We start from the raw sequence: 21,827 nt of genomic DNA, 5'->3' as shown, positions 1-21,827 counted from the left end.
TCCATAACACTAAAGCGCAACAACAAACCTAGCTGTCTCATTCCTCAAATTAGCTGTTCCACGCCACGACTATTGGATAGCACAGGAATCAAACAGGCTTCAATCTATCAATCCTGACCCTATGTTTTCTTGAAAAACCTTTGTATCAATAAATACAAAGCAAGAGAGCTGAACTCCAACACATTAAGCTAACGTTATTTTGATAACGTTTTGTAAACAATATTAAGATCATCTTCATACCTCTACCTTATACTCAAAGTATTCACAAACCCCAAAATCATAAATCAAACCTAATATGTACCTTTTGAAATCTGACAACTCTTATAAAACGCCCTTAAAAACTCAAGTGACTCCCATGGATACCAATAGAGAAAATACCCTCTTCAATCAAGCCCCCACGGGTATGCTTGAATGGTCTCTAGAGGGAAAAATTCTCAGAATTAATCCTCAGTTTGGTCGTTTGATCGGCTATCCCCCTCAAGAGTTGCAAGGTCATTCGTTGATGGAAATTATTCATCCCGATGATATTGAGGGTGATCGCCCCTTGATCGATCAACTTCTAGAGGGCGAGTTGCAAACCTTCATGCAAGAAAAACGCTATCTGCATCAAGATGGCTCCATGACTTGGGTGAACTTAGCAGTTTCCTTGCTGTATACTAGCCCCTCTACTCCTCCGACCTTTCTGGGAGTGGTCACTGATACGAGCGAACACCAAGCCGTCTTACGCGATCGCCGCAAGGCACAACAAGCACTCAAGGAAAGTGAACGTCGCTTTCGAGCAATATTCAACTCTGCGTTTGGATTTATGACGCTATTATCTCCAGAAGGAGAAATTTTAGAAGCGAATCACACCATCCTAGAGTTTGCAGGGGTTCAACTTTCTGATGTTATCGATCAAGATCTATGGAATGCGCCATGGTGGCCCCAAGATTACGCCAATCAGGAACAACTCAAAGCTAAAATTAAGCAAGCAGCTAAGGGTAAAACCCTGCGCTGTACAGTTGATTTTTTGGGCATAAATCAGCAAAGTATCACGGTAGACTTTTCCCTCAAACCGGTGATGGACTCCTGTGGGAAAGTGGTAATGCTGATTGCAGAAGGACGAGATATTAGCGATCGCCAAGCTTTGCAAAAGGAACTCGTCTGGCGAGATCAACTCTGGAATGCCTTCTTCAAAGCTGCTCCCATTGGTATGGCAATTCTGGACAAAAAAATGAGATTCGTGCAAGTTAACGAAACCCTTGCCAGTACCAATGATAGTACGATCGGCGATCATCTGACAAAAACCATTAGTGAAATTAATCCCTATCGAGCTAAAACCCTCGAACCCCATCTGAGGGAGGTCTTAACCAGTGGTAAACCCCTACTCAATATTGAAGTTTCCCATGAAACACCACGGTTATCCGGTGTTGTGCGTCATTGGTTAGAAAACTACTTTCCCCTCACCACCGAGCAAGGTCAATCTAAAGGTGTGGGCATGATCTGCATTGATATGACTGCTCGCAAACAGGCGGAACATGCCTTGCGCCATTCTGAATCTTTATTAAAAGAAAAAAATCAACAACTTCAGGAAACGTTATGTGACTTAAAACGAACTCAATCTCATTTAATTCAAGCGGAAAAAATGTCATCCCTAGGACAAATGGTGGCGGGAGTAGCCCATGAAATTAATAATCCAGTGAACTTTATCTATGGGAACTTGTTACATGCCGAAAATTACATGCAGGATTTGGTAGATATTCTACAATTGTATCAAGAGCATTATCCCCAACCCCATCCGGAGATCGCCGAAGCCACAGAAGTCAAAGACCTGGATTTTCTCCTCGAAGATTTGCCGGAACTGCTCCATTCCATGACTGTCGGTACGGAGCGGATCAGAGAAATTGTCAAATCCATGCGTACTTTTTCCCGCTTAGATGAATCAGCAGTGAAGTCGGTTGATATTCATGAGGGGATTGATAGCACCTTACTGATTCTGCACAATCGGATGAAAGTGAAACCCGATTATCCCGGAATTGAGGTAATTAAAGAGTACGGAGAATTACCTAAAATAGAGTGTTATGCCGGACAACTGAATCAGGTAGTGATGAATATCCTCAGTAATGCCATAGATGCGATCGATGAATCCCTTTGCTCGAAACAAGGACATTTACAAGAGCCTCGTGAGGGACAAATTCGGATTGCTACCCAATTGCTGGATTCAAACTGGGTAGCAATTCGCATTCAAGATAATGGCATGGGAATCCCGGAACGGGTCAAACAACGCTTATTTGATCCATTTTTTACAACGAAGCCGGTAGGGAAAGGCACAGGTTTAGGTTTGTCAATTAGTTACCAAATTGTGGTCAAAAATCATGGGGGTAAAATGGATTGCCATTCAATTCCAGGGGAAGGAACCGAATTTATCATTCACATCCCTTGTCAACAAGGATAGCGCTAGTCATGGATAATGGGGAATTAGTAATACCATTTCTCTTTAACATTCCCATTAATCGATCCTTGGGAGACAAGGGGCTTAAGACCCTTGCCTCTCAGCCATCAATTGATGCAAACATTTTAAGGATTTGATATAAGCTATTGCCTATTGCCTAGCGCGAAGCCCTATATAGCTTTATCCCCGACAAGCAAGATGAATGAGAATGCCCAGTAATCGCTCTATGGGATCGATCGCGTAGGCTTCTAAATCAATGGTTAAATGAGCTTCTTCTAATTTCAAAAACTTCCACAGTTCTCCATTGGTAACGCAACCATAAATGGTCTGATCTGTCCGTTGATTAAACAGTTGAGCCGCCACCATTTCTGCCCCGCATTGCCCTAATTCAGCATTGAGATTTTCTGGCTTGGCTTCTACTAACATGACGACTGGATTTTCTAGGACTAAAAGACGGGGCGATCGGGCAATCAAAAAATCCACATAGCCGACTAATTGCCGTGTTTCATCAATATTAAATTCTCGGCCAGAAAAGACGCTAATTTCATGCGAAGATAAGCGACGAACAGCCGTTAAAATGGGATTGATAATCCATTCACTGCGAGCTTTTTCATTTCCCTGTGCTAGAGCCAGCGGAAGACTATCAGCTAAGGTTTCTTTCAGAAGTGTATCGGCTTCAATTGAGGGGACAGGAGGTAAGAAATGAAGGGTTTCGTGAAGGGTTAAACCCAACTCATTTTGAACTCGCAGCAGATCGAATTTGCTATAGGCCATGGCAGATTCTCCAAAGTACCAAAGATGCGGTAGGGGCTAGGGGCGTTTATGTCGGCAACAGCCGAAAATGGCCGTTCGCCCCTACAATATACCTTATCGGGTAGGGTGGGTAGAGTATGCTTTTAGAATTTGAATGATGCCGCTTCTCCTCCTACCTACCCTACAATGATTTACTAAAATAGGACAAGTCAGATGATCGAATACTTTTTTTTAGCTAATTTAGCAGGAACTCTCAATTTAGCATTCAGTGCTTTTATCGGTGGAATTATAGGAGCAACAGCCACCCTTATTGTTTTTTTGCTTTTAAGTAAAAAATACGATCAAGAATTCAAAAATATACACAGCAATACTGCCAAATTAAAAAACCTTGAAAATAAGGTTTTCAGCCTCAGAAATAAAAACTTAGATCTGGTTAAACAAATCGCGAGACTTCAAGAGGAAGAAAGAAAATTACAAGCCCAGGTGGAAGGGCTACAAAATGCGCTGTTGATTCCTGAAAGCGAAGAGAAAAAAAACACTACCGAAATCCAGAAAAAATTTCAAGAAAAACCGATCAAAAAAATAGGACTATACAAATACATTTTAGAGGGGTTGGAAAAAAATATCAATTTTTATAATCCCCAAAATCATGAAACATTTGAAAAATATTTGCAATCTCTACAAAAACCAGCAGAGCAGTTGTGGGAATCTTATAGATCGGATCGGGTTAAAGTGAATTATTCTGATCCATCAACTCAAGCAGCTTACTTAATACGTTATTATCCTCATTATGTACAAATGACTTATGAAATTTTACAACAGTGTTCAAAAACTTTCGCTTTTGGGAAAAAAATAAATGCTTGCTTTTTTGGATCAGGGCCTTGTCCAGAAGTGGCTGGTTTAGCTCAGTTTTTAACCAAGTATTATCCCCAAACAAAAGAGATTTTTGTCCATGTTTATGATATTGCTTCTGACCAATGGGCACTGAGTCGAGCCATCACCAAAGATTTCGTACTTCCCAATTTATGGAAAGGTCAATTTTCTGGGAATGCTCACCATTTAGATTTATGCTCGGCTAATAGCTTTGAGTCAGTTTCAGAAGCGATCGAGAATAGTCATCTTTTTGTCTTTCAAAATTGTCTGAATGAAATATGGAATATATCGACGACTAAAGAGAATATTAAAATTTTGCTGGAATGTGCCCCTTTAAACAGTTTTATTGTGATTGGAGATCTTCGCTATGCCCAAAACCGCTATATATTAGAAGATATTGCTGAATTTGTGCAAAGAAATCATGATTATCAAATCATAATGCTAGATGAATTAGACATACCGTCTTCACTAAGAATCCCTCAAATGGTGACAGAAAACTTACTAACGAGCGTAGGTGGTTTAGTTCCTCGCTCCCACATTAAATTTATGTTTTTAGTTATTGGCAAATTCTAATAAATAGAGAATTGATCATTCTTCATTCTATCGGGTGAAAATTTCTAACTATTTCACCTTTGATTTAGGTTCGAGATCATGCCATCCGACTAAAGAAGGGGAATTAGGATTATGTTCTCGGTAATTTTCTCTGGCTTTATCAATGCTGGTAGTTGCATAACAGTATTGACACCCAAATAAGCAGCTATTATACATGCCAATATCGCGGCTTTTCACACAACCGCAAGCTTCTCGCTGACCAGTATCTTTCTTATGACTGACTTCTATGTCAAAGATTTCCTGGAGATAATCATCATCTATGCATTTACCATGGTGAATGCTATATGACTCTAAGTCATAGGGTTCAGCACAACTAAAAAGCTGGATCTTATGTTTTTGAGCAATTTTTTCTATTGAGGGTAAAAATCTTTCAAAAACTTGTGGAGTTTTTTCAAAGGGATAAAAAGTAATAGCTTTTTCGGTTTCAATCTTTTGGAGACGATGATTATTTTTGCTATACCGATCCATAAAACTAATGACACATCGGTTGGTATAGCTAGAGAGTTGACTGGCAATGTAAGTATATTGCTGAAGATGAAAATCTACATCAGTATCTTGACTGAAAACAATGGGATCGTATCGCCAGATTACTCTTTGACTGCCGATTAAATTGGCTAACTTTTGAAATATTTTAATAGCAAAAGATAAAGGAGTTTGATGCTGGTCTATAAAACTGGGATTGTTCATTACTGTGAACTGAAAATAGTATTTATATCCCAGTTCGTTTAATAGATCTAAAGATGACAATAAAGGTTGCGGGTTGCGAGTCCAGAAAACAATCGCGTCAACATTTTTTGGAGTCAAATCAATGCGGGAAAGTTGCTGGGAGTTAAAAGGATTGGGTACAACACAGTAACCGGCTTGAATACGATTGATAAACCATTTATGATAAAAGGCAGGAATATCAGTTCGTCTACTGGCGCTAATAATCATTCTGATAAGGGAGGTGAAATTTAATTTGTTTCGTATTATAGCGTTTTTTTATTTTTTAATTGTTCGCACAATGCTACATTAAGGCATTGGTCTTCATGCAGGGGAATTATGGCACGGCAACCTTCTAAGCGTCCACCAGCAGAGAGTCCCTCGTGGGTGAAACAGCAAACGCTGAAGATCTTACGATCGCTCATTACCCGTCTACAGGCGATCGCCGATCGCCTAGAAACCTCTCCCCTTTCCGCTCCTCAAAGACCTCTATTTCCCCTCTGGAATCGGCTTTTAACAGGGGTGCGCGGATGGCTACCTGCTCCCTGGAATCGCAAAATCAATGATTTTGACCTCAGTTTAGCGATCGCTGCAATGATCGCCCTCTCTCTGGTAATCTCAGTTTCCTTCATTCCCCGTCCTACTCCAGAAGTCGCGCAAGTTCCCGAAACCCCTGAACCGACCGAAACTGTTGAAGTACCGGAGGTTGAAATCCCAGAGATTGAATCAGAACCCGAAGCACCTCCAGAGGCGATCACCCCAGAACCCGAACCTATCCCCGAAGAGATCCCTGAACTGCTTCCTGAACCCATTGAAGAAGAAAGCACCGAAGAACCCGAACCCGACCTCGAACCCCTAGAAATTGAAGAAACAGAAGAACCCGTTGAGCAAGAGGAAGAAATTAGCGAACCCATTCCAGTTGAAATTACGCCACCTCCCCCTCCCGTTCTCACTCCCGAACAACGGTTAATTGTCACCATTCAAGAGCAAGTTAATCGCTTAACCGAAAAATATGAAGAGGGCTTAATTAATTCCCTGCAAGCTGATTTCTTGAATAGCCTCTTAGTGCTAAAAGTCGATTGGCGCTGGTATAGTTTACCCTTAGAGCAACAAAAACGGCTGGCTAACGATATGTTGCGGCGATCGCGAAAACTCGATTTTAGCCGTTTAGAAATCCTCGATCTCCAAGGTCATTTAGTAGCCCGTAATTCCCTCGTAGGTAGGAACATGGTCATTCTTAAAGCTCAAGCATTTGATGCAAGTTAAAGTTAGGGGAATATTTTAGACAGGGCTAAACCTGTAGGTGGGCAGGGTTTCGCACTAGCAATTCCATAATATCGCCCCTTTCTCCTGCCCACCCTACCTGCTAGTTTAACAAGGGGCTTAAGCCCCTTGCCTGGTCTAAACTACTATTGCCATTACCCATTACCAGGGCGTAGCGCTATATTTATGAAGTTGCTTCAGCGGGGTAAACACTCACTTTTTTACGATATCTACCATTACGCTCAAACGTAACGATACCATCAATTAGTGAAAACAGCGTGTAATCGCGACCCACACCGACATTTTTACCAGCATGGAAGGTAGTTCCTCTTTGACGGACGAGAATATTACCCGCGAGGACACTTTCGCCACCATAGCGTTTCACACCCAAGCGCTGGGCGTTCGAGTCGCGGCCGTTACGCGTACTTCCGGTTCCTTTCTTATGTGCCATAGGAGTTCTGAGATCGATTAGTTCGTGTATATCTAGTGTACAAACTTTCCTGCAATTAAGCTTCGTCAGAGGCTTCAGCAGGGGCTGGAGTTGAGGCTGACGCTTCTCCATTAGCATTTGAGGCTAACACTTCTCCATTGACATTAATGGAATTGATCATCAATCGGGTGCGTTCTTGGCGATGTCCGCGTTTTTTGCGCGTTTTCTTTTTCGGTTTCATTTTATAGACTAAAACCTTGCGATCGCGGAAATGACGCATCACCGTTCCTTCCACCGTCGCACCACTCACCAGGGGTTGCCCCACATGCATATCATCGCCATTCTGGATATACAACACCTGGTCAATGGAAACCGTTTGTTCTGGTTCCACTGCCAGCAGTTCAATGTCATAAAAGCGACCGGGTTCAACTCTCAGTTGTTTACCACCCGTTTCAATAATTGCGTAACTCATAGGATATTGGTTCCTTGGGGTTGCCGTACAGGTAGCTGGTTGTTACCAGCATTTGGGGATGCTTGCACCTGATCCGAGCAGGGATTAAGCAGACAATCTACTATTATTACACTTCAATTTCTATTTTGTCAATTACGGTCATGGTAACTGTGGCTCCGTAGATAGCGATCCTCATTATGTAGATTGGGTTAAATGATTGTGAAACCCAACCCAACCCAACCTACGGTAATAATTTTTAATTGATATTACTCACCCCAACCTCTCAGTCAACTCCTGCCAAGTTGGAGGAATTTCCGCCGCATTTTGGCAAATCACAGGTAGCAAAGAGACACTCGGAAAATACTTTTCTAACCCTTGTAACTTCTCCCGTGCTTCTCGTACCGATAGATAGAAAGACTTCCCACTCTTAAACGCAGTCAGAAAACCCTTGAGAAACTCTTGTACTACCCGATCTGGGATTAGTTCTCCCATCGCAATTTGTAATCCTCGTTTGATCGCCGCTTGCAGATATCTTGAATCAAGACATTCTCAATCACAACCCTTATCTTTGAGCTATTTGAGTGACGGAACTCAAATAGCCACACCTACATCAATGGAAAAATATGTTTATTTTGTCTATGGATAAAATCGTTTATTTCCCCACTTTATTTGAATATGAGGTCGTAACATAAATTCAAAATCTAGAATGCCAGTTTTCTCTCTGAATCTAGCGATAAAAGTTTCCCTATTTCGTTCATTGCGAATCACTAATGATTCAACTTCTTCTAAGTTTAACAAGAGTATTGGTACATTTTCTTTGCTCCAATTGAATCTTATACATTCATCTGCGGGTTCAATAGCAACCTGTATTTTATTATCTGCAAAGTGGTTTTCAAAAGTAAGTGTACTAGCGAACCAAGGTATAATATCAGGATCTGTAATATTAGGTTCTACTTCAAAGAAACTTATGAGTTCATATAGATCGGGAAATGGCTCCATATACTTAATGTTTTTGAAATTGGACTTTGTTGAATTGCAACTGAATGGGGTTTAGAGCGTATTTATAAAGAAACAGTAAAGTCTATAGCTAGCTAGCTTTGTAGCAACTTATTCCCAACTCTAGCTTACAACTTACTCTCTAAGCTTGAAGTTAGGTTACAGCAGTGAGTTAGTGCTTCTTAAGATTTACTTTACAAATAGGATCTTATACAAAAGTATAGAATAAACAGGAAGCGATCGCCACAAACCCAACTTCTTTCTACCTGACGTTCATTGCCTAAATGCCGATATAACTGACTGCTGAGGCTGGGATCTTCTACTATGAAAGCGATCGCCTCTCGATTTTCACTAAGGAGATGGACTCATGGCAGTTCTGGGGAGAGAGATATAGTCATCTATCGTCTTCGATCGCACCGTTTATGCAAATTTCAATCAAGCTTTAGCCATACAGGATTCTGTCAGGCATGAGCAGCAACTCATCAGTGGCGATCGCCTTTGGGCAAACGGACAGCAAAGCAATGCCCAGCATTATCGCCCCCGTCAGAGTCCCAGGCAGAAAACGATTCTGAAAATATGTTAAAATTTAATAAGTAAGCACTCACAACTTGGTAGGCTCAAACCCAGTCCCTGGGGGGAAAATACCCAGTTTTGTGAGTTCTGAATTGTTTTCTGCATGGAGCTTTGCCCCGTATGAGTATCCCCCTAGATCGGATCGTGCCCACGGACTTGAGAAATGAGATGTCCCGGTCATACCTAGAATACGCCATGAGCGTGATTGTAGGTCGAGCGCTTCCCGATGCCAGGGATGGACTCAAACCCGTTCACCGCCGGATTTTATATGCGATGCACGAGTTGGGATTAACCCCCGATCGCCCCTTCCGGAAATGTGCCCGTGTCGTTGGGGAAGTCCTGGGTAAATACCATCCCCATGGCGATACAGCCGTTTATGATGCTCTCGTGCGGATGGCGCAAGACTTCTCCATGCGATCGCCCCTCATTAACGGTCATGGTAACTTCGGCTCCGTAGACAACGACCCTCCAGCAGCCATGCGGTACACGGAATGTCGCTTGCAGGCGATTTCTACAGAAGCCATGCTGCAAGATATTGAATCGGAGACGGTTGACTTTATCGATAACTTCGATGGATCGCAACAAGAACCCATCGTCCTCCCCGCACGGGTTCCCCAACTGCTCCTTAATGGTTCGGCGGGTATTGCTGTTGGGATGGCGACGAATATTCCCCCCCATAACCTGGGAGAACTGATTGATGGCTTAGTGGCCCTGATTGACAATCCGGATTTAACCGATACTGCGCTCATGCAGTATATTCCCGGCCCCGATTTCCCCACAGGTGGCAAAATATTGGGAACCTCCGGCATCCAAGAAGCTTATACTCTGGGGCGTGGCTCGATTACCATGCGGGGCATTGCTGACATTGAAACCATTGAACACCGGGGCAGACCGTCACGGGATGCGATTATTGTTACCCAATTGCCCTACCAGGTGAATAAGGCAGCTTTGATCGAGCGCATCGCTGAACTGGTGAATGATAAACGGATTGAAGGCATTGCTGATATTCGCGATGAGAGCGATCGCGATGGAATGCGGATCGTCGTCGAACTGCGTCGCGATGCCTATCCTAGAGTTGTTCTCAACAACCTCTACAAACAAACTCCCCTGCAAACCAACTTTGGGGCCAATATGCTGGCACTCGTCAACAATGACCCCCAACTGCTCTCGATTAAACACTTCCTCAGCGTCTTCCTCGAATTCCGCGTCGAAACCATCACCCGGCGCACCCAATACGAACTCCGCAAAGCCGAAGAGCGAGACCATCTATTGCAGGGCCTGCTGATTGCCATGCAATACCTGGATGAAATTATCGAACTCATTCGCCATGCTGCCGATACTCCCACCGCTAAAGCAGAATTAATAGAGCGCTATTCCCTTTCTGAACTGCAAGCCGATGCCATTCTGCAAATGCAACTGCGCCGACTGACTGCCCTAGAAGCCGAAAAAATCCGTCAAGAACACGAAGAACTGCAACTTCGGATTGCAGACTTAAAAGACATTCTTGCCAACCGGACTCGCATCCTAGAGATGATTAAGGCAGAATGTGCAGAACTCAAGCAAAAGTTTGCCACCCCTCGACGCACCGAGATCGAAAAAGCTGAAGGGGATCTCGTCGATATGGACTTGATCGCCAATGAAAAAGCGGTGATCTTAATTACGGAACAGGGCTATATTAAGCGGATGCCTGTCGATACCTTTGATGCCCAAAGTCGGGCAACACGCGGTAAGTCGGGCGCGAAAATGAAAGAAGATGATGGCATTGACCATTTCTTGACCTGTTGCGATCATGATAGTCTGCTGTTTTTCAGCGATCGCGGTGTTGTCTATCGTCTCCTCGCCTATCAAATTCCCAGCAGCTCCCGCAACGCCAAAGGCACACCCATGGTGCAAATGTTGCCCATTCCCATGGATGAAAAAATTACCTCCATTATCCCCGTGTCGGAATTTAGCGACCATGAATACTTGGTCATGCTCACCCAGAAAGGCTACATTAAACGCACAGCCCTCGATGCCTTCAGTAATATTCGCACCAATGGGTTAATTGCTATTTCCCTAGCAGAAGGCGATCAGTTGCGTTGGGTGAGACGAGCGACGGAAGAAGACAGTATTATTATTGCCTCATCCCAGGGGAAAGCCATTCATTTTAGAACCAACACCGATCAAGTTCGTCCCCTAGGTCGAAGCGCACGCGGGGTAAGAGCAATGAAACTCGTTGACGGCGATAGTTTGATTAGCATGGATATCCTTCCCGGTAACGTACTCAGTGAGCTAATGGTCGATCAGACGGAAGAAGAAGAGGTTAATGATACGCCAGAAACTGAAGACATCGAGACCACATCCACCCTCGGCCCTTGGGTATTAGTCGTCACCACTAGAGGTTATGGCAAGCGAGTTCCCGTCAACCAATTCCGACTGCAAAACCGCTCTGGAAAAGGAATTATTGCCACTAAGTTTAAATCCCATAAAGCTAACGATGAGTTAGCTGCTCTGCGCATCGTTCACCCTGACGACGAGTTAATGATGGTCACCTCCCGTGGCATTATTATTCGCCAATCTACTAACGCCATTTCCGTACAATCCCGTGGTGCAACCGGCGTATTAGTGCAACGGTTAGATAAGGACGATACCATTGCCGCAGTTGCCCTAGTTCCCACCCAAGGAGAAGAAACGACGGACGGGGAGCCAGAGGTAGAGTTAACCACTGAAACAGAGACCCCCGAACCCTTAGCCGAATAATGGACCCATTCATTAGACATCTCCTAGAATTAGGCTGAAACCCTAATGCTGTCGTTTAAAAAACGAAGTTTTAGGAGATGTCTATTATTGCAAATTGAGGTAAACTATCGGCAAACTCCCTAGTCCGTATCCTAATATGACTCAAACCCTCGATCTGACTGGATTGACTCCCCAACAAATCCAACAAATTTCTCTAATGATAGACACATTCAAAACCCTCAATCAACAGCAAAACTTGTCCCCATTAATTGGCCAAACTTATGATTTTTCCGATCTAGCAGGACAATTAACTTGGCAAGGAGATGCTGTAGCCATACAACGGATGTTACGAGATGAATGGTAATCGCTATCTGTTGGATACGAATGCCATTATTGCTCTATTACAGGGAAATCCTCAACTGATTCAATTACTCCAGAATGCAAGCTGGATTGGGATCTCGATCGTTAGTCAGATTGAATTCCTGGTTTTTTCTGGGTTAACGGAACGCGATCGCCAGCTTTTTCATCAGTTTCTACAGCGAGTCAATATTGTGGGTTTGAGTAGCAAGGATACTGGATTAATCGCAGAAATTGTCAAAATTCGCCAACTCTACCGACTGAAATTACCGGATGCGGCGATCGCAGCTATGGCAATACATCATTCAGCAAGCTTAGTGACTGCGGATCGAGAATTTACTAAAGTGAACTCTTTGAATGTAATCGGTTGGTAGGTACAGATGTAATTTTAGAATGCGTTATTCTCCTACATATCTGCACTTGCCATAAATCCAATTCGTTTTGCTTTTCTGTTGTCCTCTGATGGCACTTTTATTGGCATAAACAATATACTAATCTGCGTTACGTGCTGTACTAGCCGTACCTTTTGACCTTCTTCAGTAGTTCCTGATAAAACTATGTAATAGGGGTCTCGATAATTGATCGATTCAATACGAATAGGCATACCACCAGCAAACGAAGCTAAATAAACAGCTATCTCTTCATCAGCTTGCAAATCAGACTCAAATTCCTGAATTTCTTCAAGAAGATATTTGAACATTACATTAGCATAACCAGCTCGCTCTTCGCCAGATTTTCTCATCTCTTCTGACATATTTCTGACATATTAAAGTTTACATTGGGCTGAGATTTGAAACAAGGAAAGTCATGCATGATTCAAATTCAATTAACGAAAAGATACTACGATATTGGGAGAAAAGTGGGTAGAGTGGGCAGGAGAAGAAAGCGATTCTATTCAAGTTTATAACTCTTGCCCTGCCCTAGGATGATTGAGCGGACTTGATATTGCTAACAACAATCATAAGTCTCCTAACCTTTTTAGAGTTTGAATATCCGCCTCAAAATCCTCTACATCATAATTGATGTATACTCCTCTTTTAGACAGTTCTTGTTGAAACTGTATCAAGTGCATCCCGGCAAGACGGCGAGCTTGCCCTGTACTTAGTTTCCTTTGTTGATAGAGTGAGACAGCCAGTTCTACTTTAATGTCTGCTTCAGACAGTTGAGCCGAGTGAAGGATTTTATCAGGGATAGTAATATTCATCTATGATTACTCCAGAAATCGGTTCTTGTCAATTACAATCAATAATTTCATACTGATTTCCTTAATCAACTTTCATTAGCAGAAGCTAAAATAGTGCTGTACACTCGCTGATTAATACGAAAACCAGCACTCTGGTGCGTAGGACGTAATGTAGGGACAAGGCATTGCCGTGTCCCTACAAAGAAAAAACAGCTCTTCCGCACCTGCTATGTAAAGTTGTTAATAAAAACAGTCTGTAACCTTTACCAGCCATAGCATTAATTATCAAATCTATTTGATGCAATTTGATTTTTGAGTGTCTTGGTGGATCGATCGCTGATTGAAGCAGCCTTGTCTGTACGAGATGAAGGCGTTAGAACCAGCGATTTACTCAGCCTATTTCATCAAGTGGGCGATCGATATGCCTCGGAAATGTTGTTTGAAGCAGAAAAGATCGCCCCCACTGCATTCCCTCCTACCAGTGGCATGGTAATTATTTGTTTATGCTATGCTATTCTATGGGTTCAGTTTGACATAAAACAGCTCAGTATCCTTCATATGGGAAAAGTTCATGGTAGGGGATATAATTAAAGTTTTAAGTACGTTAGGTGAATTTAGTGACAAACTAAAAAAAGCTGATGCTGAAAAGAGAGAAATAATTGCCAGTTATTTTTCACGAGTTGGGGAGTGTCTTTCAGAAATTTCTCAACAACTTAAAGCAGGAGAATCAGCGTATAGCAAAGTTTCAGAACTTAGAGAACTTGCGCAAATATTGCCTGAAACCATCAAAGATGAAATGAGTCAAGAGCAGGCCAATGAGTTATCCAACTTGCTAAAAGCATCTCTAGGAGATAATTTAGATGATTTAAAAAATAATGAGCCAGGGATTCGACAAATCGAAGAATGTGCTGGGAAATTTAATGGAATAGCTTTTACGATTAAATATCCTAAGAAAAAATCAACTTCTATTGAGCCAACATCTACTGGGCCTAACAAGCGGATAATATTGATGGGTATAATTGGCTTGGTAGGGCTTGGCGTAGTCGCCACAGGTTTTAGGCTGATTACGCATAGTCAAACATCTCAACAAGTAGATGAAAAATATCAACAACTAGAAACTTATTTAAATAATCAAGATTGGCAAAGTGCTGATGCTGAAACAATGAATAACTTATTGGCAGCAAGCACTAACGCTATACCTAACCGGGAGGAGAGAAATTGGCTCGATAAAAATGATATTAAAATGCTACTTTGTGACGATATAAAAACGATTAATGACTTATGGTCGAGCGCAACAAATAATCATTTTGGATTGGTTACACAGTCTCGAATTTGGCAAGAGGCTGGAGGGAGTACAAACACCGAAAATGTTGATAGTAAAATCAGGAAAAAATTTAGCGATAAAATTGGGTGGAAAGATGCAGAAGAACCCAATAAATTGACATTAGATGAACTTTATAGAGACCTAGACAAAAAAACTATTGAAAAAATCAAAAGAGGTTATTTACCTTCTGCATTAGGTCGATATAAATATAATACAATATTTGTGGGAAACGGTAATGAATTTGCGGCACTCACCGAAAAGTTACAAGAGTGTAAAATAAAATAACAAAATAATCAGGAGTATCCCAATTTTGCAATCAAGCTAGAAATTTCCATGAAATACGATTTTAGAGTATTCTGCTGTCCAATAATTGAATTTTTCTATACAGTAGCGACGGGCAGCAATGTGGAGTGCTTGTGCAAGGTTCATGTCATTATAGGTTTATTTTCAAAGTTCATAAACGACGCATCAGGAGAGAGATTAGCACCATTGGGTAAAATAAATCCAGTAGAAGAGTCAAAAACTTTCCCGGGTTCGCCTGCATTTCGCCACCACAAGTACAACTCACCAGAAATACTGCTATTTTGTTCTCCCGTTTCCCAACCGGTGGGTGGATTCACTATTAACTCTCCTGTTGCTGTTCTTTCTAGGTGTAATTCTCGGTTACTGGCTGCTAGGATTTCAAACTGTTCTTGGGTAACATAAAGCTTAAGAGTTTTGGGTAACTCCAGTAATAGGGTTTCTGTTTCCGGTACGGCTGGTGTCTGTACCATCTTGACCTCTTGATATCATGGAAATTGGCTAGAGACTCATCTATTTTAGGCGATCGCCAATCTGTTCCCTAACTTACTTGCTATAGAATGAGGATAACGCTTTGCCCATCCAATGCTTCAATCTAAACAACATTTTGGTATCCGTGAAAACTTAGGCAGTTTGGCACTCTCCCTACTTGGAGGGTTGCTCATGGGACTCACCCCTGCTCCAATTAACGCTTGGCCATTAGCTTGGATTGCCCTCATCCCCCTCTGGGTCTTGGTTCGGCGATCGGATTCCTGGAAACAAACCCTTAGCTATGCTCTGGTTTGGGGAATTGGATTTCATGGGGTAGCCCTATTTTGGATTACGGGAATTCACCCCATGATGTGGTTAGGGGTTCCCTGGTTAGCGAGTTTGGCGATCGCCCTCAGTGTCTGGATCTTCATTACCCTCTGGGGAAGCACCCTAGTGACCCTGTGGGCAATGCTATTCGCCCATTTCACCTCTGAAAAAAGTAGCGCGTATACAGTTTTATTTGGAACGACTTTGTGGTGTCTTCTAGAAGGCATTTGGAGCCATTCTGACCTGTGGTGGAGTTCCCTCTCCTATACTCAAAGTCCATTTAACTTAGCTATTTTGCACCTAGGGCAACTGTCCGGGCCAAATACCATTACAGCCGCTTTAGTCGCTGTCAATGGCTTAATTGCAGAATTTATTCTTAGTAAGACATATCATAAAAGCCAGAAAAAATCAACCCTAATTTGGGCATTGATCCTGCTTTTTACTACCCATGCAATTGGCTATTTTCTCTCTCAGAAATCCTTAGCCACACAACCCGGAGAAACCTTCAAAGTTGGCATCATTCAAGGCAATATTCCCAATGAAATCAAACTCTATTCCCAGGGATGGCAAAACGCCATAGCTGGCTATACCCAAGGATACAAAAAATTAGCTGCCCAAGGGGTTGATATCGTTCTCACACCTGAAACTGCCTTACCTTTTCTGTGGACGAATCAGAAGCAGGGCTATCCCCCTCTAATCAAAGCTATCCAGGACTGGGGCACGCCAGTGTGGGTGGGTGCATTTGGGCAAAACGGCGATCGCCTCACCAACAGCCTCTTCACCCTGGATGGAACCAGTGAAATCATCAGTCAATATGATAAAATTAAACTCGTTCCTTTAGGTGAATATATCCCCTTTGAATGGGTGATTGGCCAACTAATTAATCGCCTCTCACCCCTGGAAGCCACCTTAGTTAAAGGTTCTCCCAATCAAGTGATGCAAACCCCGGTAGGACAAGCCATTGTTGGCATTTGTTATGATTCAGCATTTTCCCAGGTTTTCCGTCGCCAAGCAGCACAAGGAGGAGAATTTATCATTACTGCGTCTAACGATGCCCATTATACCTCCGCCATGCAATGGCAACATCACGCCCAAGACATTCTGCGAGCCATAGAGAGCGATCGCACCGCCATTCGTGCCACCAATACCGGTTATTCTGCCCTCGTCGAACATAATGGTAAAACTCGCTGGGTTTCTAATCGCAACACCTATGAAATTCACGCCGATACCATTGAGCGTAGAACCACCAAAACCTTATATATCCAATGGGGCGATTGGATCGCCCCTCTGCTCTGTTTTGTGACCCTAGCCAGTCGTGTCGCAACTGCACGAAAATAGTCCATTACAAACGAAGGTGAAGAGGGGAAGATAGATGAAAGACCTAAGTGTAGAACCCGGTTTTCCCTATTCCCTATTCCCTATTCTCTTCTCAAAGATTACCGACAGGTTATTCGCGGGCATTTCTATTGTTTCTATATGCCGTAAATCGCGAGCTTCTGCAACCTCAATTACATCCTCTAAACTACGCACCCCCCAAAGAGGATTAGAGGAGCGCAAAGAGCGATCGAAAGCATCATTACTGGGAGCTGTATGTTGCCCATTGAGCTTATAGGGCCCGTATAAGTATAAAACACCTTGGGAAGGCAAAATCTGTTCAGCGCCTGCCATTAAGCCTAAACAGACTTCCCAAGGAGAAATATGAATCATATTAATACAAACCATGGCTGTGATTTCTGATTCATATTCACCTAAAGTCCAAGGTGGGTTTTGGGCATCTAAACGAATTGGAGGATACAAAAAATTACAAGGATGTATCTCCTGCCAAGCCTTAATGCTCTCTAGTAACTGTAGATTAAATTCCGAAGGTAACCAAGAGCGCGGTTGTAAATAAGAGGAAAAAAACACCGCATGTTCACCTGTTCCACTTGCCACTTCTAAAACAGTTCCCCTAGGGGGTAAGACTCGCTTTAAAACCTCTAAGATAGGTTCTCGGTTCCGTTGAGTTGCCGGGGCATGTTGTCGTAAATCAGCAGTCATACATTGAAGATAGAATTAAATTTGGGTAATCTTCATTTTAAGAGTAATCGAGTCATCTTGACAATCTGTTTTGCCTATGCCATGGTGTACAGAATATTATTATCGGGCAAGTATTCTTATGATTTCCTTAAAAAAAAATCAGTTGTTTCCTTGATTTTAGTCTCCCTGATTTCCACGCCTCTTTTAATGAGTTGTGATTTAGCTTCTAACTCAGAAACAATTGTCACAGAGAGAGAAAAATCGAGCAATGAACAAGCTGAGAGCTGTGCCCCAGAAATAACTGAATTAACGTTTGGAATTTTAGCGGCTGAATCAGAAGAAACTTTAGATACATTTTGGACTCCTTTGTTAGAGAAAATGGGAGAGGCGATCGCTAGGCCAGTTCTGCCTTTCTACGGAGACTATGGTAGGCTTATTACTAGCATGGGAGAAAAAAACATTCAAATCGCTTGGTATGGAGGGAAATCTTATATCGAAGCCGCAGAAAAATCCCAAGCCGAAGCTTTTGCTCAAACCGTAAGCAGTCAAGGCTATTTAGGGTATTATGGCCATTTGATGATGCATAAGGATCATCCCTTGCTGGTGCAAATTGATCTAGAACAGGGGAACGGGGATAAGGTGGTTTTCCAAAATGCCCAGGATCTGACCTTTGCCTTTAATGACAGCCAATCTACATCGGGTTTCCTCGTTCCGACTTACTATCTATTTATTCAAAATAATCTCGAACCTCAAGCGATATTCAAATCGGTATCATTTTTAGGCTCCCATGAAAATACTGCTTTAGCAGTTGCTAATCAAGAAGTCGATGTGGCGACGAATAATAGTGAAGCGCTACAGCGCTTAAAACAATCTAATCCAGAAGCCTATGAAAACATTCGCGTGATTTGGACTTCTCCCATTATTCCCGGAGATCCCTTAGCCTATCGTCAAGATTTACCCGATTGTCTGAAAACAGCAATTCAAAACTTTTTCTATCGATTTACTGACCGAGAGATCTTAGAACCTTTAGTTTGGTCTGGATTTGATCCAGCGAGCGATCGCACCTGGAATGTCATTCGAGAACTGGAAGTTGCTAAACAAATCCAACGTCTTAAACAAGATGATACCCTGAGCGAAGCTGAAAAAGGGACTAAACTAGAAGCATTGCAGCAACAGCTTAAAGAATTTCAGTAAGCAATGTCTATCCGTTTTAAATTCATTCTGGTTACCCTAGTGTGTTTGGTGGTCGTCATGGCTACTGGCGCTTGGTATATTAACCAACTTCAAGCTCAGGTTTTGGAAAAAGAAGCTCAAAATCGCACTGAATTAGTGCTACATTTTACTCAAGCGACCCAAGATTATATGACTTACTCCCTGCGACCTGCCGTAGAGCAAATCACAGACCATGTCCCCATTGAAGTCTTATCTGCCAATTTTGCTACCCGTGAAGTCGTCGAAGAGTTTAACTTAGCTCTGCCGGAATATATTTACAAAGCTGCAACCATTAATCCCACCAATCCTATTGATACAGCGAATGAATTTGAAGTGAGTATTATTGAAAAATTCCGTCAAAATTCTACACTAGACAAAGTGACCGGTTACACAACGTTAGATCGCGAAGAACGCTTCTATTCAGCCAGTCCAGTCCAGGTTTTCGCCAGTTGTCTGCGATGCCATGGAGACCCGAAAGTTGCGCCTAAAAGCATGATTCAACGGTATGGTTCTATTAATGGGTTTGGATGGCAAGTGGGCGATATTGTGGGGGCATTGATGATTTATGTTCCTATTGCTGATTTACGGGCTAATTTTGCATCTACATTACACGATCTATGGATTGCTTTAGGAGTCTTAACTTTCGTGGCTACCCTGGTGATTTATTTTGGGTTTGGTCAATTGGTTGCCTATCGTTTAATCCGCATTTGTGGAGTCATGAGTGAAACGGCTGCTAACCCCACTTCTAAGTTAACCCTTCATGACCGCAGTACAGATGAAATTGGTCTCATGGCGCGGTCATTTAACCGAATGGCTGAATCTCTCTATCTTCTCTATACTCAACTTGAAGATCGGGTACGAGAACGAACCGCCCAGTTAACGCAAGCCAATGCCAAAATTAAAACCCTTAATAAGAAATTACGAGTTGAAAACACTCGCATGAGTTCAGAGTTAGAAATCCTCCAACAGATGCAAGCCATGATTTTACCTAAACCAGTCGAGCTAGAGCAAATCCAAGATTTAGATATCTCTGGGTTTATGCAGCCTGCTGAAGAAATTGGAGGAGATTATTATGATGTTTTAGAAACGGATGGAGTCGTGACTATTGGTATTGGAGATGTCACAGGCCATGGTTTGGAAAGTGGGATTTTAATGGTGATGACGCAGACGGCTATTCGGACTCTGAAAGAAAGTCAGCAAGAGGATACTGTAAAGTTTTTTGATATCCTGAATCGCACCCTCTACCGCAATGTACAGAGAATGGAAGCAGATCGGGATTTAACCTTATCGATTTTGAATTACAATCAAGGAAATCTGCAAATTATAGGGCAACATGAGGATGTGATTGTTGTTCGAGAAAATGGAGAGATTGAGCAGGTGAGTACTATGGATTTAGGGATTCCCATTGCTTTTGATGAGGAAATCATTCCGTTTTTAGATCAGGTATCTGTAGAGTTAAATCCTGGAGATGGCATTGTTCTTTATACTGATGGGATTACGGAAACCGAAAATGATCGGCAACAGGCCTATGGAATGGATAAGTTATGCGATGTGATTCGTCAGCACTGGGATCTAAGGGTTGAAGAAATTAAACAAGCAATATTGAATGATTTTTATGGATTTATTGGGGAACAAAGTCTGGTGGATGATATTACGGTTTTAGTCATTAAGAGAAAAGCAACTTCTAATGAATAGAAGTTGCTCATTATTTTTTTTGTGCTATAATTAAGGGTTAGAGAGAATTCCGATATCACACTGAAAGAGGAACAATGATGATTACAGAACTACGAGAGGATGATTACTGTATTCAATATGATTCCTCATTGACTACGGTGTTCTTTGAGGGAAAATTAAGCCTGAGAGATCCTTCGGAGTACAGTCATATCAGTGATTTCCTAGAAGATATTGTTCATTCTAAAGCAGGAGATTTAACGTTAGATTTTCAGAGCCTGGAATTTCTGAACAGTTCGGGGATTCGAGTGCTGTCTAAATTTGTTTCTAATCTCCGAAAAAATGAGATAGAGATTCAGCTCACGGTGTTAGGGTCAAAAGAGTTTACCTGGCAAAGCAAATCTCTACGGAACTTGCAGAAGTTTATGCCCAGTTTAGTTTTGAATATTCAATAATATGGTGACCCCAAAATTCCCCATTGAGATTTCTGAAGAGCAGATAGTCCAGTTTTGTCAACGCCATCATATTCAGAAACTGTGTTTGTTAGGTTTGGTATTAAGAGATGATATTACCCCAGTAGAGTCATATCACGTCCGTTGAATAAACTATAACATGAACATGAGCACCTATATTGATCGCCATTGCAGCCATTTAAAACGGCTGCAATGGCGAGAATACCTTCCGGTAGGCTTCGGGATGTAGATTGTGTAGAAGAGCCTTAGAAAAGTTGGGTCTGATTCCTACTGAATTTAGATTTGAAATGTTTAGAAAACTTAGAGTTAATTGAAGCTCTGGTTTACGATCCAACACTTAAACCTGACTATGATATTATGAGAGATTCTTTAGTTTGGGAGGATGAGCGTCCACAGGGATTAGATCCTGATGCCTATAAAAAATCAATCGATCTTTGGATAGCCCGATCTTTTATTCATAAAGGAATTCCATTTTCAGACCACCGTCTCGCTCCAGAATATTTTGAACGAGTGTGGAAGGAAGCACGAGAGCAAGGGTTTCAATGGCCGGGTTTTCATCGTTTGCATTTAAGCGAACAGGATCGAGAATTCTATGAAAATGCGAGAGATGAATTTCTGGCAATGGATGGAGATGATTTTTAGTGAGTACCCAAACTCGGTCAAATAGACCAAGGAAATTGAGAAGTTGGTA

The 21,827-nt window shown here is 42.2% G+C and carries 21 protein-coding genes and 2 pseudogenes; 13 read left to right on the top strand and 10 right to left on the bottom strand.

Going from position 1 to position 21,827, the window contains the following annotated elements:
* Positions 1-304 precede the first annotated feature (304 nt).
* A complete protein-coding gene (locus tag J7529_RS20770; RefSeq protein ID WP_318730538.1) occupies positions 305-2,434 on the top strand; it encodes a PAS domain S-box protein in 2,130 nt (709 codons plus the stop codon).
* 177 nt (positions 2,435-2,611) lie between these two features.
* Here J7529_RS20770 and J7529_RS20765 read toward each other — a convergent pair whose 3' ends face one another.
* Positions 2,612-3,205, bottom strand: coding sequence for a hypothetical protein (locus tag J7529_RS20765; RefSeq protein ID WP_318730537.1), 594 nt, complete (start codon positions 3,203-3,205; stop codon positions 2,612-2,614).
* Between the two features lie 192 nt (positions 3,206-3,397).
* Here J7529_RS20765 and J7529_RS20760 point away from each other — a divergent pair, with 192 nt between their 5' ends.
* Positions 3,398-4,630 carry a hypothetical protein gene (locus J7529_RS20760; protein ID WP_318730536.1) on the top strand — a complete coding sequence of 411 codons (1,233 nt, stop codon included), beginning with the start codon at positions 3,398-3,400 and terminating at the stop codon, positions 4,628-4,630.
* Positions 4,631-4,678: 48 nt separating this feature from the next.
* Here the strand turns inward: J7529_RS20760 and J7529_RS20755 are convergent, their stop codons facing one another.
* A complete protein-coding gene (locus J7529_RS20755; protein ID WP_318730535.1) occupies positions 4,679-5,602 on the bottom strand; it encodes a DUF1848 domain-containing protein in 924 nt (307 codons plus the stop codon).
* 108 nt (positions 5,603-5,710) lie between these two features.
* Here J7529_RS20755 and J7529_RS20750 point away from each other — a divergent pair, with 108 nt between their 5' ends.
* On the top strand, positions 5,711-6,637 hold the full coding sequence (locus J7529_RS20750; protein WP_318730534.1) for a hypothetical protein: 927 nt from the start codon (positions 5,711-5,713) through the stop codon (positions 6,635-6,637).
* Positions 6,638-6,818: 181 nt separating this feature from the next.
* On the opposite strand, the gene rpmA is transcribed toward J7529_RS20750, so the two are convergent.
* From rpmA to J7529_RS20730, 4 genes and pseudogenes are all read right to left on the bottom strand, one after another.
* A complete protein-coding gene (gene rpmA / locus J7529_RS20745; RefSeq protein ID WP_318730533.1) occupies positions 6,819-7,085 on the bottom strand; it encodes a 50S ribosomal protein L27 in 267 nt (88 codons plus the stop codon).
* Between the two features lie 55 nt (positions 7,086-7,140).
* Entirely contained in the window at positions 7,141-7,536 is a 396-nt protein-coding gene (gene rplU, locus J7529_RS20740; protein WP_318730532.1) for a 50S ribosomal protein L21, read from the bottom strand.
* Between the two features lie 264 nt (positions 7,537-7,800).
* Positions 7,801-8,013, bottom strand: a pseudogene (locus J7529_RS20735) (hypothetical protein); the annotation flags it as partial.
* A 138-nt stretch (positions 8,014-8,151) separates the two neighbouring features.
* The gene (locus tag J7529_RS20730) at positions 8,152-8,514 is read right to left on the bottom strand and encodes a hypothetical protein (protein WP_318730530.1); all 363 of its coding nucleotides are present in this window, start codon (positions 8,512-8,514) and stop codon (positions 8,152-8,154) included.
* Positions 8,515-9,204: 690 nt separating this feature from the next.
* Between J7529_RS20730 and gyrA the strand changes: the two genes are divergently transcribed.
* The 3 genes from gyrA (at position 9,205) to J7529_RS20715 (ending at position 12,533) form a co-directional block, all read left to right on the top strand.
* Positions 9,205-11,823 carry a DNA gyrase subunit A gene (gene gyrA / locus J7529_RS20725; protein WP_318730529.1) on the top strand — a complete coding sequence of 873 codons (2,619 nt, stop codon included), beginning with the start codon at positions 9,205-9,207 and terminating at the stop codon, positions 11,821-11,823.
* Positions 11,824-11,959: 136 nt separating this feature from the next.
* Positions 11,960-12,166, top strand: coding sequence for a hypothetical protein (locus J7529_RS20720; RefSeq protein ID WP_318730528.1), 207 nt, complete (start codon positions 11,960-11,962; stop codon positions 12,164-12,166).
* The gene (locus J7529_RS20715; protein ID WP_318730527.1) at positions 12,156-12,533 is read left to right on the top strand and encodes a PIN domain-containing protein; all 378 of its coding nucleotides are present in this window, start codon (positions 12,156-12,158) and stop codon (positions 12,531-12,533) included. The genes J7529_RS20720 and J7529_RS20715 overlap by 11 nt, the downstream gene beginning before the upstream one ends.
* A gap of 32 nt (positions 12,534-12,565) precedes the next feature.
* On the opposite strand, the gene J7529_RS20710 is transcribed toward J7529_RS20715, so the two are convergent.
* Positions 12,566-12,913, bottom strand: a complete 348-nt coding sequence (locus J7529_RS20710; protein ID WP_318730526.1) for a DUF6173 family protein — start codon at positions 12,911-12,913, stop codon at positions 12,566-12,568.
* Positions 12,914-13,117: 204 nt separating this feature from the next.
* Entirely contained in the window at positions 13,118-13,363 is a 246-nt protein-coding gene (locus tag J7529_RS20705; protein ID WP_318730525.1) for a UPF0175 family protein, read from the bottom strand.
* A 291-nt stretch (positions 13,364-13,654) separates the two neighbouring features.
* Here J7529_RS20705 and J7529_RS20700 point away from each other — a divergent pair, with 291 nt between their 5' ends.
* Together J7529_RS20700 and J7529_RS20695 are read left to right on the top strand one after the other, a co-directional pair.
* A complete protein-coding gene (locus J7529_RS20700) occupies positions 13,655-13,933 on the top strand; it encodes a hypothetical protein (RefSeq protein WP_318730524.1) in 279 nt (92 codons plus the stop codon).
* Positions 13,914-14,951: a GUN4 domain-containing protein gene (locus J7529_RS20695; protein WP_318730523.1), complete on the top strand. Its 1,038-nt coding sequence runs from the start codon at positions 13,914-13,916 to the stop codon at positions 14,949-14,951. The genes J7529_RS20700 and J7529_RS20695 overlap by 20 nt, the downstream gene beginning before the upstream one ends.
* Before the next feature lie 143 nt (positions 14,952-15,094).
* Here the strand turns inward: J7529_RS20695 and J7529_RS20690 are convergent.
* Positions 15,095-15,439 (bottom strand): annotated as a pseudogene (locus J7529_RS20690) (Uma2 family endonuclease); the annotation flags it as partial.
* A gap of 112 nt (positions 15,440-15,551) precedes the next feature.
* On the opposite strand from J7529_RS20690, the gene lnt reads away from it, so the two are divergent.
* Positions 15,552-17,102, top strand: coding sequence for an apolipoprotein N-acyltransferase (gene lnt / locus J7529_RS20685; protein WP_318730521.1), 1,551 nt, complete (start codon positions 15,552-15,554; stop codon positions 17,100-17,102).
* A 66-nt stretch (positions 17,103-17,168) separates the two neighbouring features.
* Here the strand turns inward: lnt and J7529_RS20680 are convergent, their stop codons facing one another.
* Positions 17,169-17,801: a DUF938 domain-containing protein gene (locus J7529_RS20680; protein WP_318730520.1), complete on the bottom strand. Its 633-nt coding sequence runs from the start codon at positions 17,799-17,801 to the stop codon at positions 17,169-17,171.
* A 57-nt stretch (positions 17,802-17,858) separates the two neighbouring features.
* On the opposite strand from J7529_RS20680, the gene phnD reads away from it, so the two are divergent.
* From phnD to J7529_RS20660, 4 genes are all read left to right on the top strand, one after another.
* Positions 17,859-18,974 carry a phosphate/phosphite/phosphonate ABC transporter substrate-binding protein gene (gene phnD / locus J7529_RS20675; RefSeq protein ID WP_318730519.1) on the top strand — a complete coding sequence of 372 codons (1,116 nt, stop codon included), beginning with the start codon at positions 17,859-17,861 and terminating at the stop codon, positions 18,972-18,974.
* A gap of 3 nt (positions 18,975-18,977) precedes the next feature.
* A complete protein-coding gene (locus tag J7529_RS20670) occupies positions 18,978-20,687 on the top strand; it encodes a DUF3365 domain-containing protein (protein ID WP_318730518.1) in 1,710 nt (569 codons plus the stop codon).
* Between the two features lie 74 nt (positions 20,688-20,761).
* Positions 20,762-21,118: a slr1659 superfamily regulator gene (locus J7529_RS20665; RefSeq protein ID WP_318730517.1), complete on the top strand. Its 357-nt coding sequence runs from the start codon at positions 20,762-20,764 to the stop codon at positions 21,116-21,118.
* A gap of 300 nt (positions 21,119-21,418) precedes the next feature.
* Positions 21,419-21,778 carry a hypothetical protein gene (locus J7529_RS20660; protein ID WP_318730516.1) on the top strand — a complete coding sequence of 120 codons (360 nt, stop codon included), beginning with the start codon at positions 21,419-21,421 and terminating at the stop codon, positions 21,776-21,778.
* Positions 21,779-21,827 lie beyond the last annotated feature (49 nt).

The organism is Roseofilum sp. Guam, assembly GCF_017746735.1.
In the GTDB taxonomy this organism is placed as follows: Bacteria; Cyanobacteriota; Cyanobacteriia; order Cyanobacteriales; family Desertifilaceae; genus Roseofilum; species Roseofilum reptotaenium.
Note: the sequence above shows the minus strand (reverse complement) of the source record. Positions and strands in the feature narration are given on the sequence as shown.

Coding starts and splice junctions, on each gene's coding strand:
- J7529_RS20750 (WP_318730534.1), top strand. CDS start 5,711: ATGGCACGGCAACCTTCTAAGCGTCCACCAGCAGAGAGTCCCTCGTGG.
- gyrA (WP_318730529.1), top strand. CDS start 9,205: ATGAGTATCCCCCTAGATCGGATCGTGCCCACGGACTTGAGAAATGAG.
- J7529_RS20755 (WP_318730535.1), bottom strand. CDS start 5,602: ATGATTATTAGCGCCAGTAGACGAACTGATATTCCTGCCTTTTATCAT.
- J7529_RS20720 (WP_318730528.1), top strand. CDS start 11,960: ATGACTCAAACCCTCGATCTGACTGGATTGACTCCCCAACAAATCCAA.
- lnt (WP_318730521.1), top strand. CDS start 15,552: ATGCTTCAATCTAAACAACATTTTGGTATCCGTGAAAACTTAGGCAGT.
- J7529_RS20695 (WP_318730523.1), top strand. CDS start 13,914: ATGGTAGGGGATATAATTAAAGTTTTAAGTACGTTAGGTGAATTTAGT.
- rpmA (WP_318730533.1), bottom strand. CDS start 7,085: ATGGCACATAAGAAAGGAACCGGAAGTACGCGTAACGGCCGCGACTCG.
- J7529_RS20765 (WP_318730537.1), bottom strand. CDS start 3,205: ATGGCCTATAGCAAATTCGATCTGCTGCGAGTTCAAAATGAGTTGGGT.
- J7529_RS20705 (WP_318730525.1), bottom strand. CDS start 13,363: ATGAATATTACTATCCCTGATAAAATCCTTCACTCGGCTCAACTGTCT.
- rplU (WP_318730532.1), bottom strand. CDS start 7,536: ATGAGTTACGCAATTATTGAAACGGGTGGTAAACAACTGAGAGTTGAA.
- J7529_RS20715 (WP_318730527.1), top strand. CDS start 12,156: ATGAATGGTAATCGCTATCTGTTGGATACGAATGCCATTATTGCTCTA.
- J7529_RS20730 (WP_318730530.1), bottom strand. CDS start 8,514: ATGGAGCCATTTCCCGATCTATATGAACTCATAAGTTTCTTTGAAGTA.
- J7529_RS20670 (WP_318730518.1), top strand. CDS start 18,978: ATGTCTATCCGTTTTAAATTCATTCTGGTTACCCTAGTGTGTTTGGTG.
- J7529_RS20665 (WP_318730517.1), top strand. CDS start 20,762: ATGATGATTACAGAACTACGAGAGGATGATTACTGTATTCAATATGAT.
- J7529_RS20760 (WP_318730536.1), top strand. CDS start 3,398: ATGATCGAATACTTTTTTTTAGCTAATTTAGCAGGAACTCTCAATTTA.
- J7529_RS20710 (WP_318730526.1), bottom strand. CDS start 12,913: ATGTCAGAAGAGATGAGAAAATCTGGCGAAGAGCGAGCTGGTTATGCT.
- J7529_RS20680 (WP_318730520.1), bottom strand. CDS start 17,801: ATGACTGCTGATTTACGACAACATGCCCCGGCAACTCAACGGAACCGA.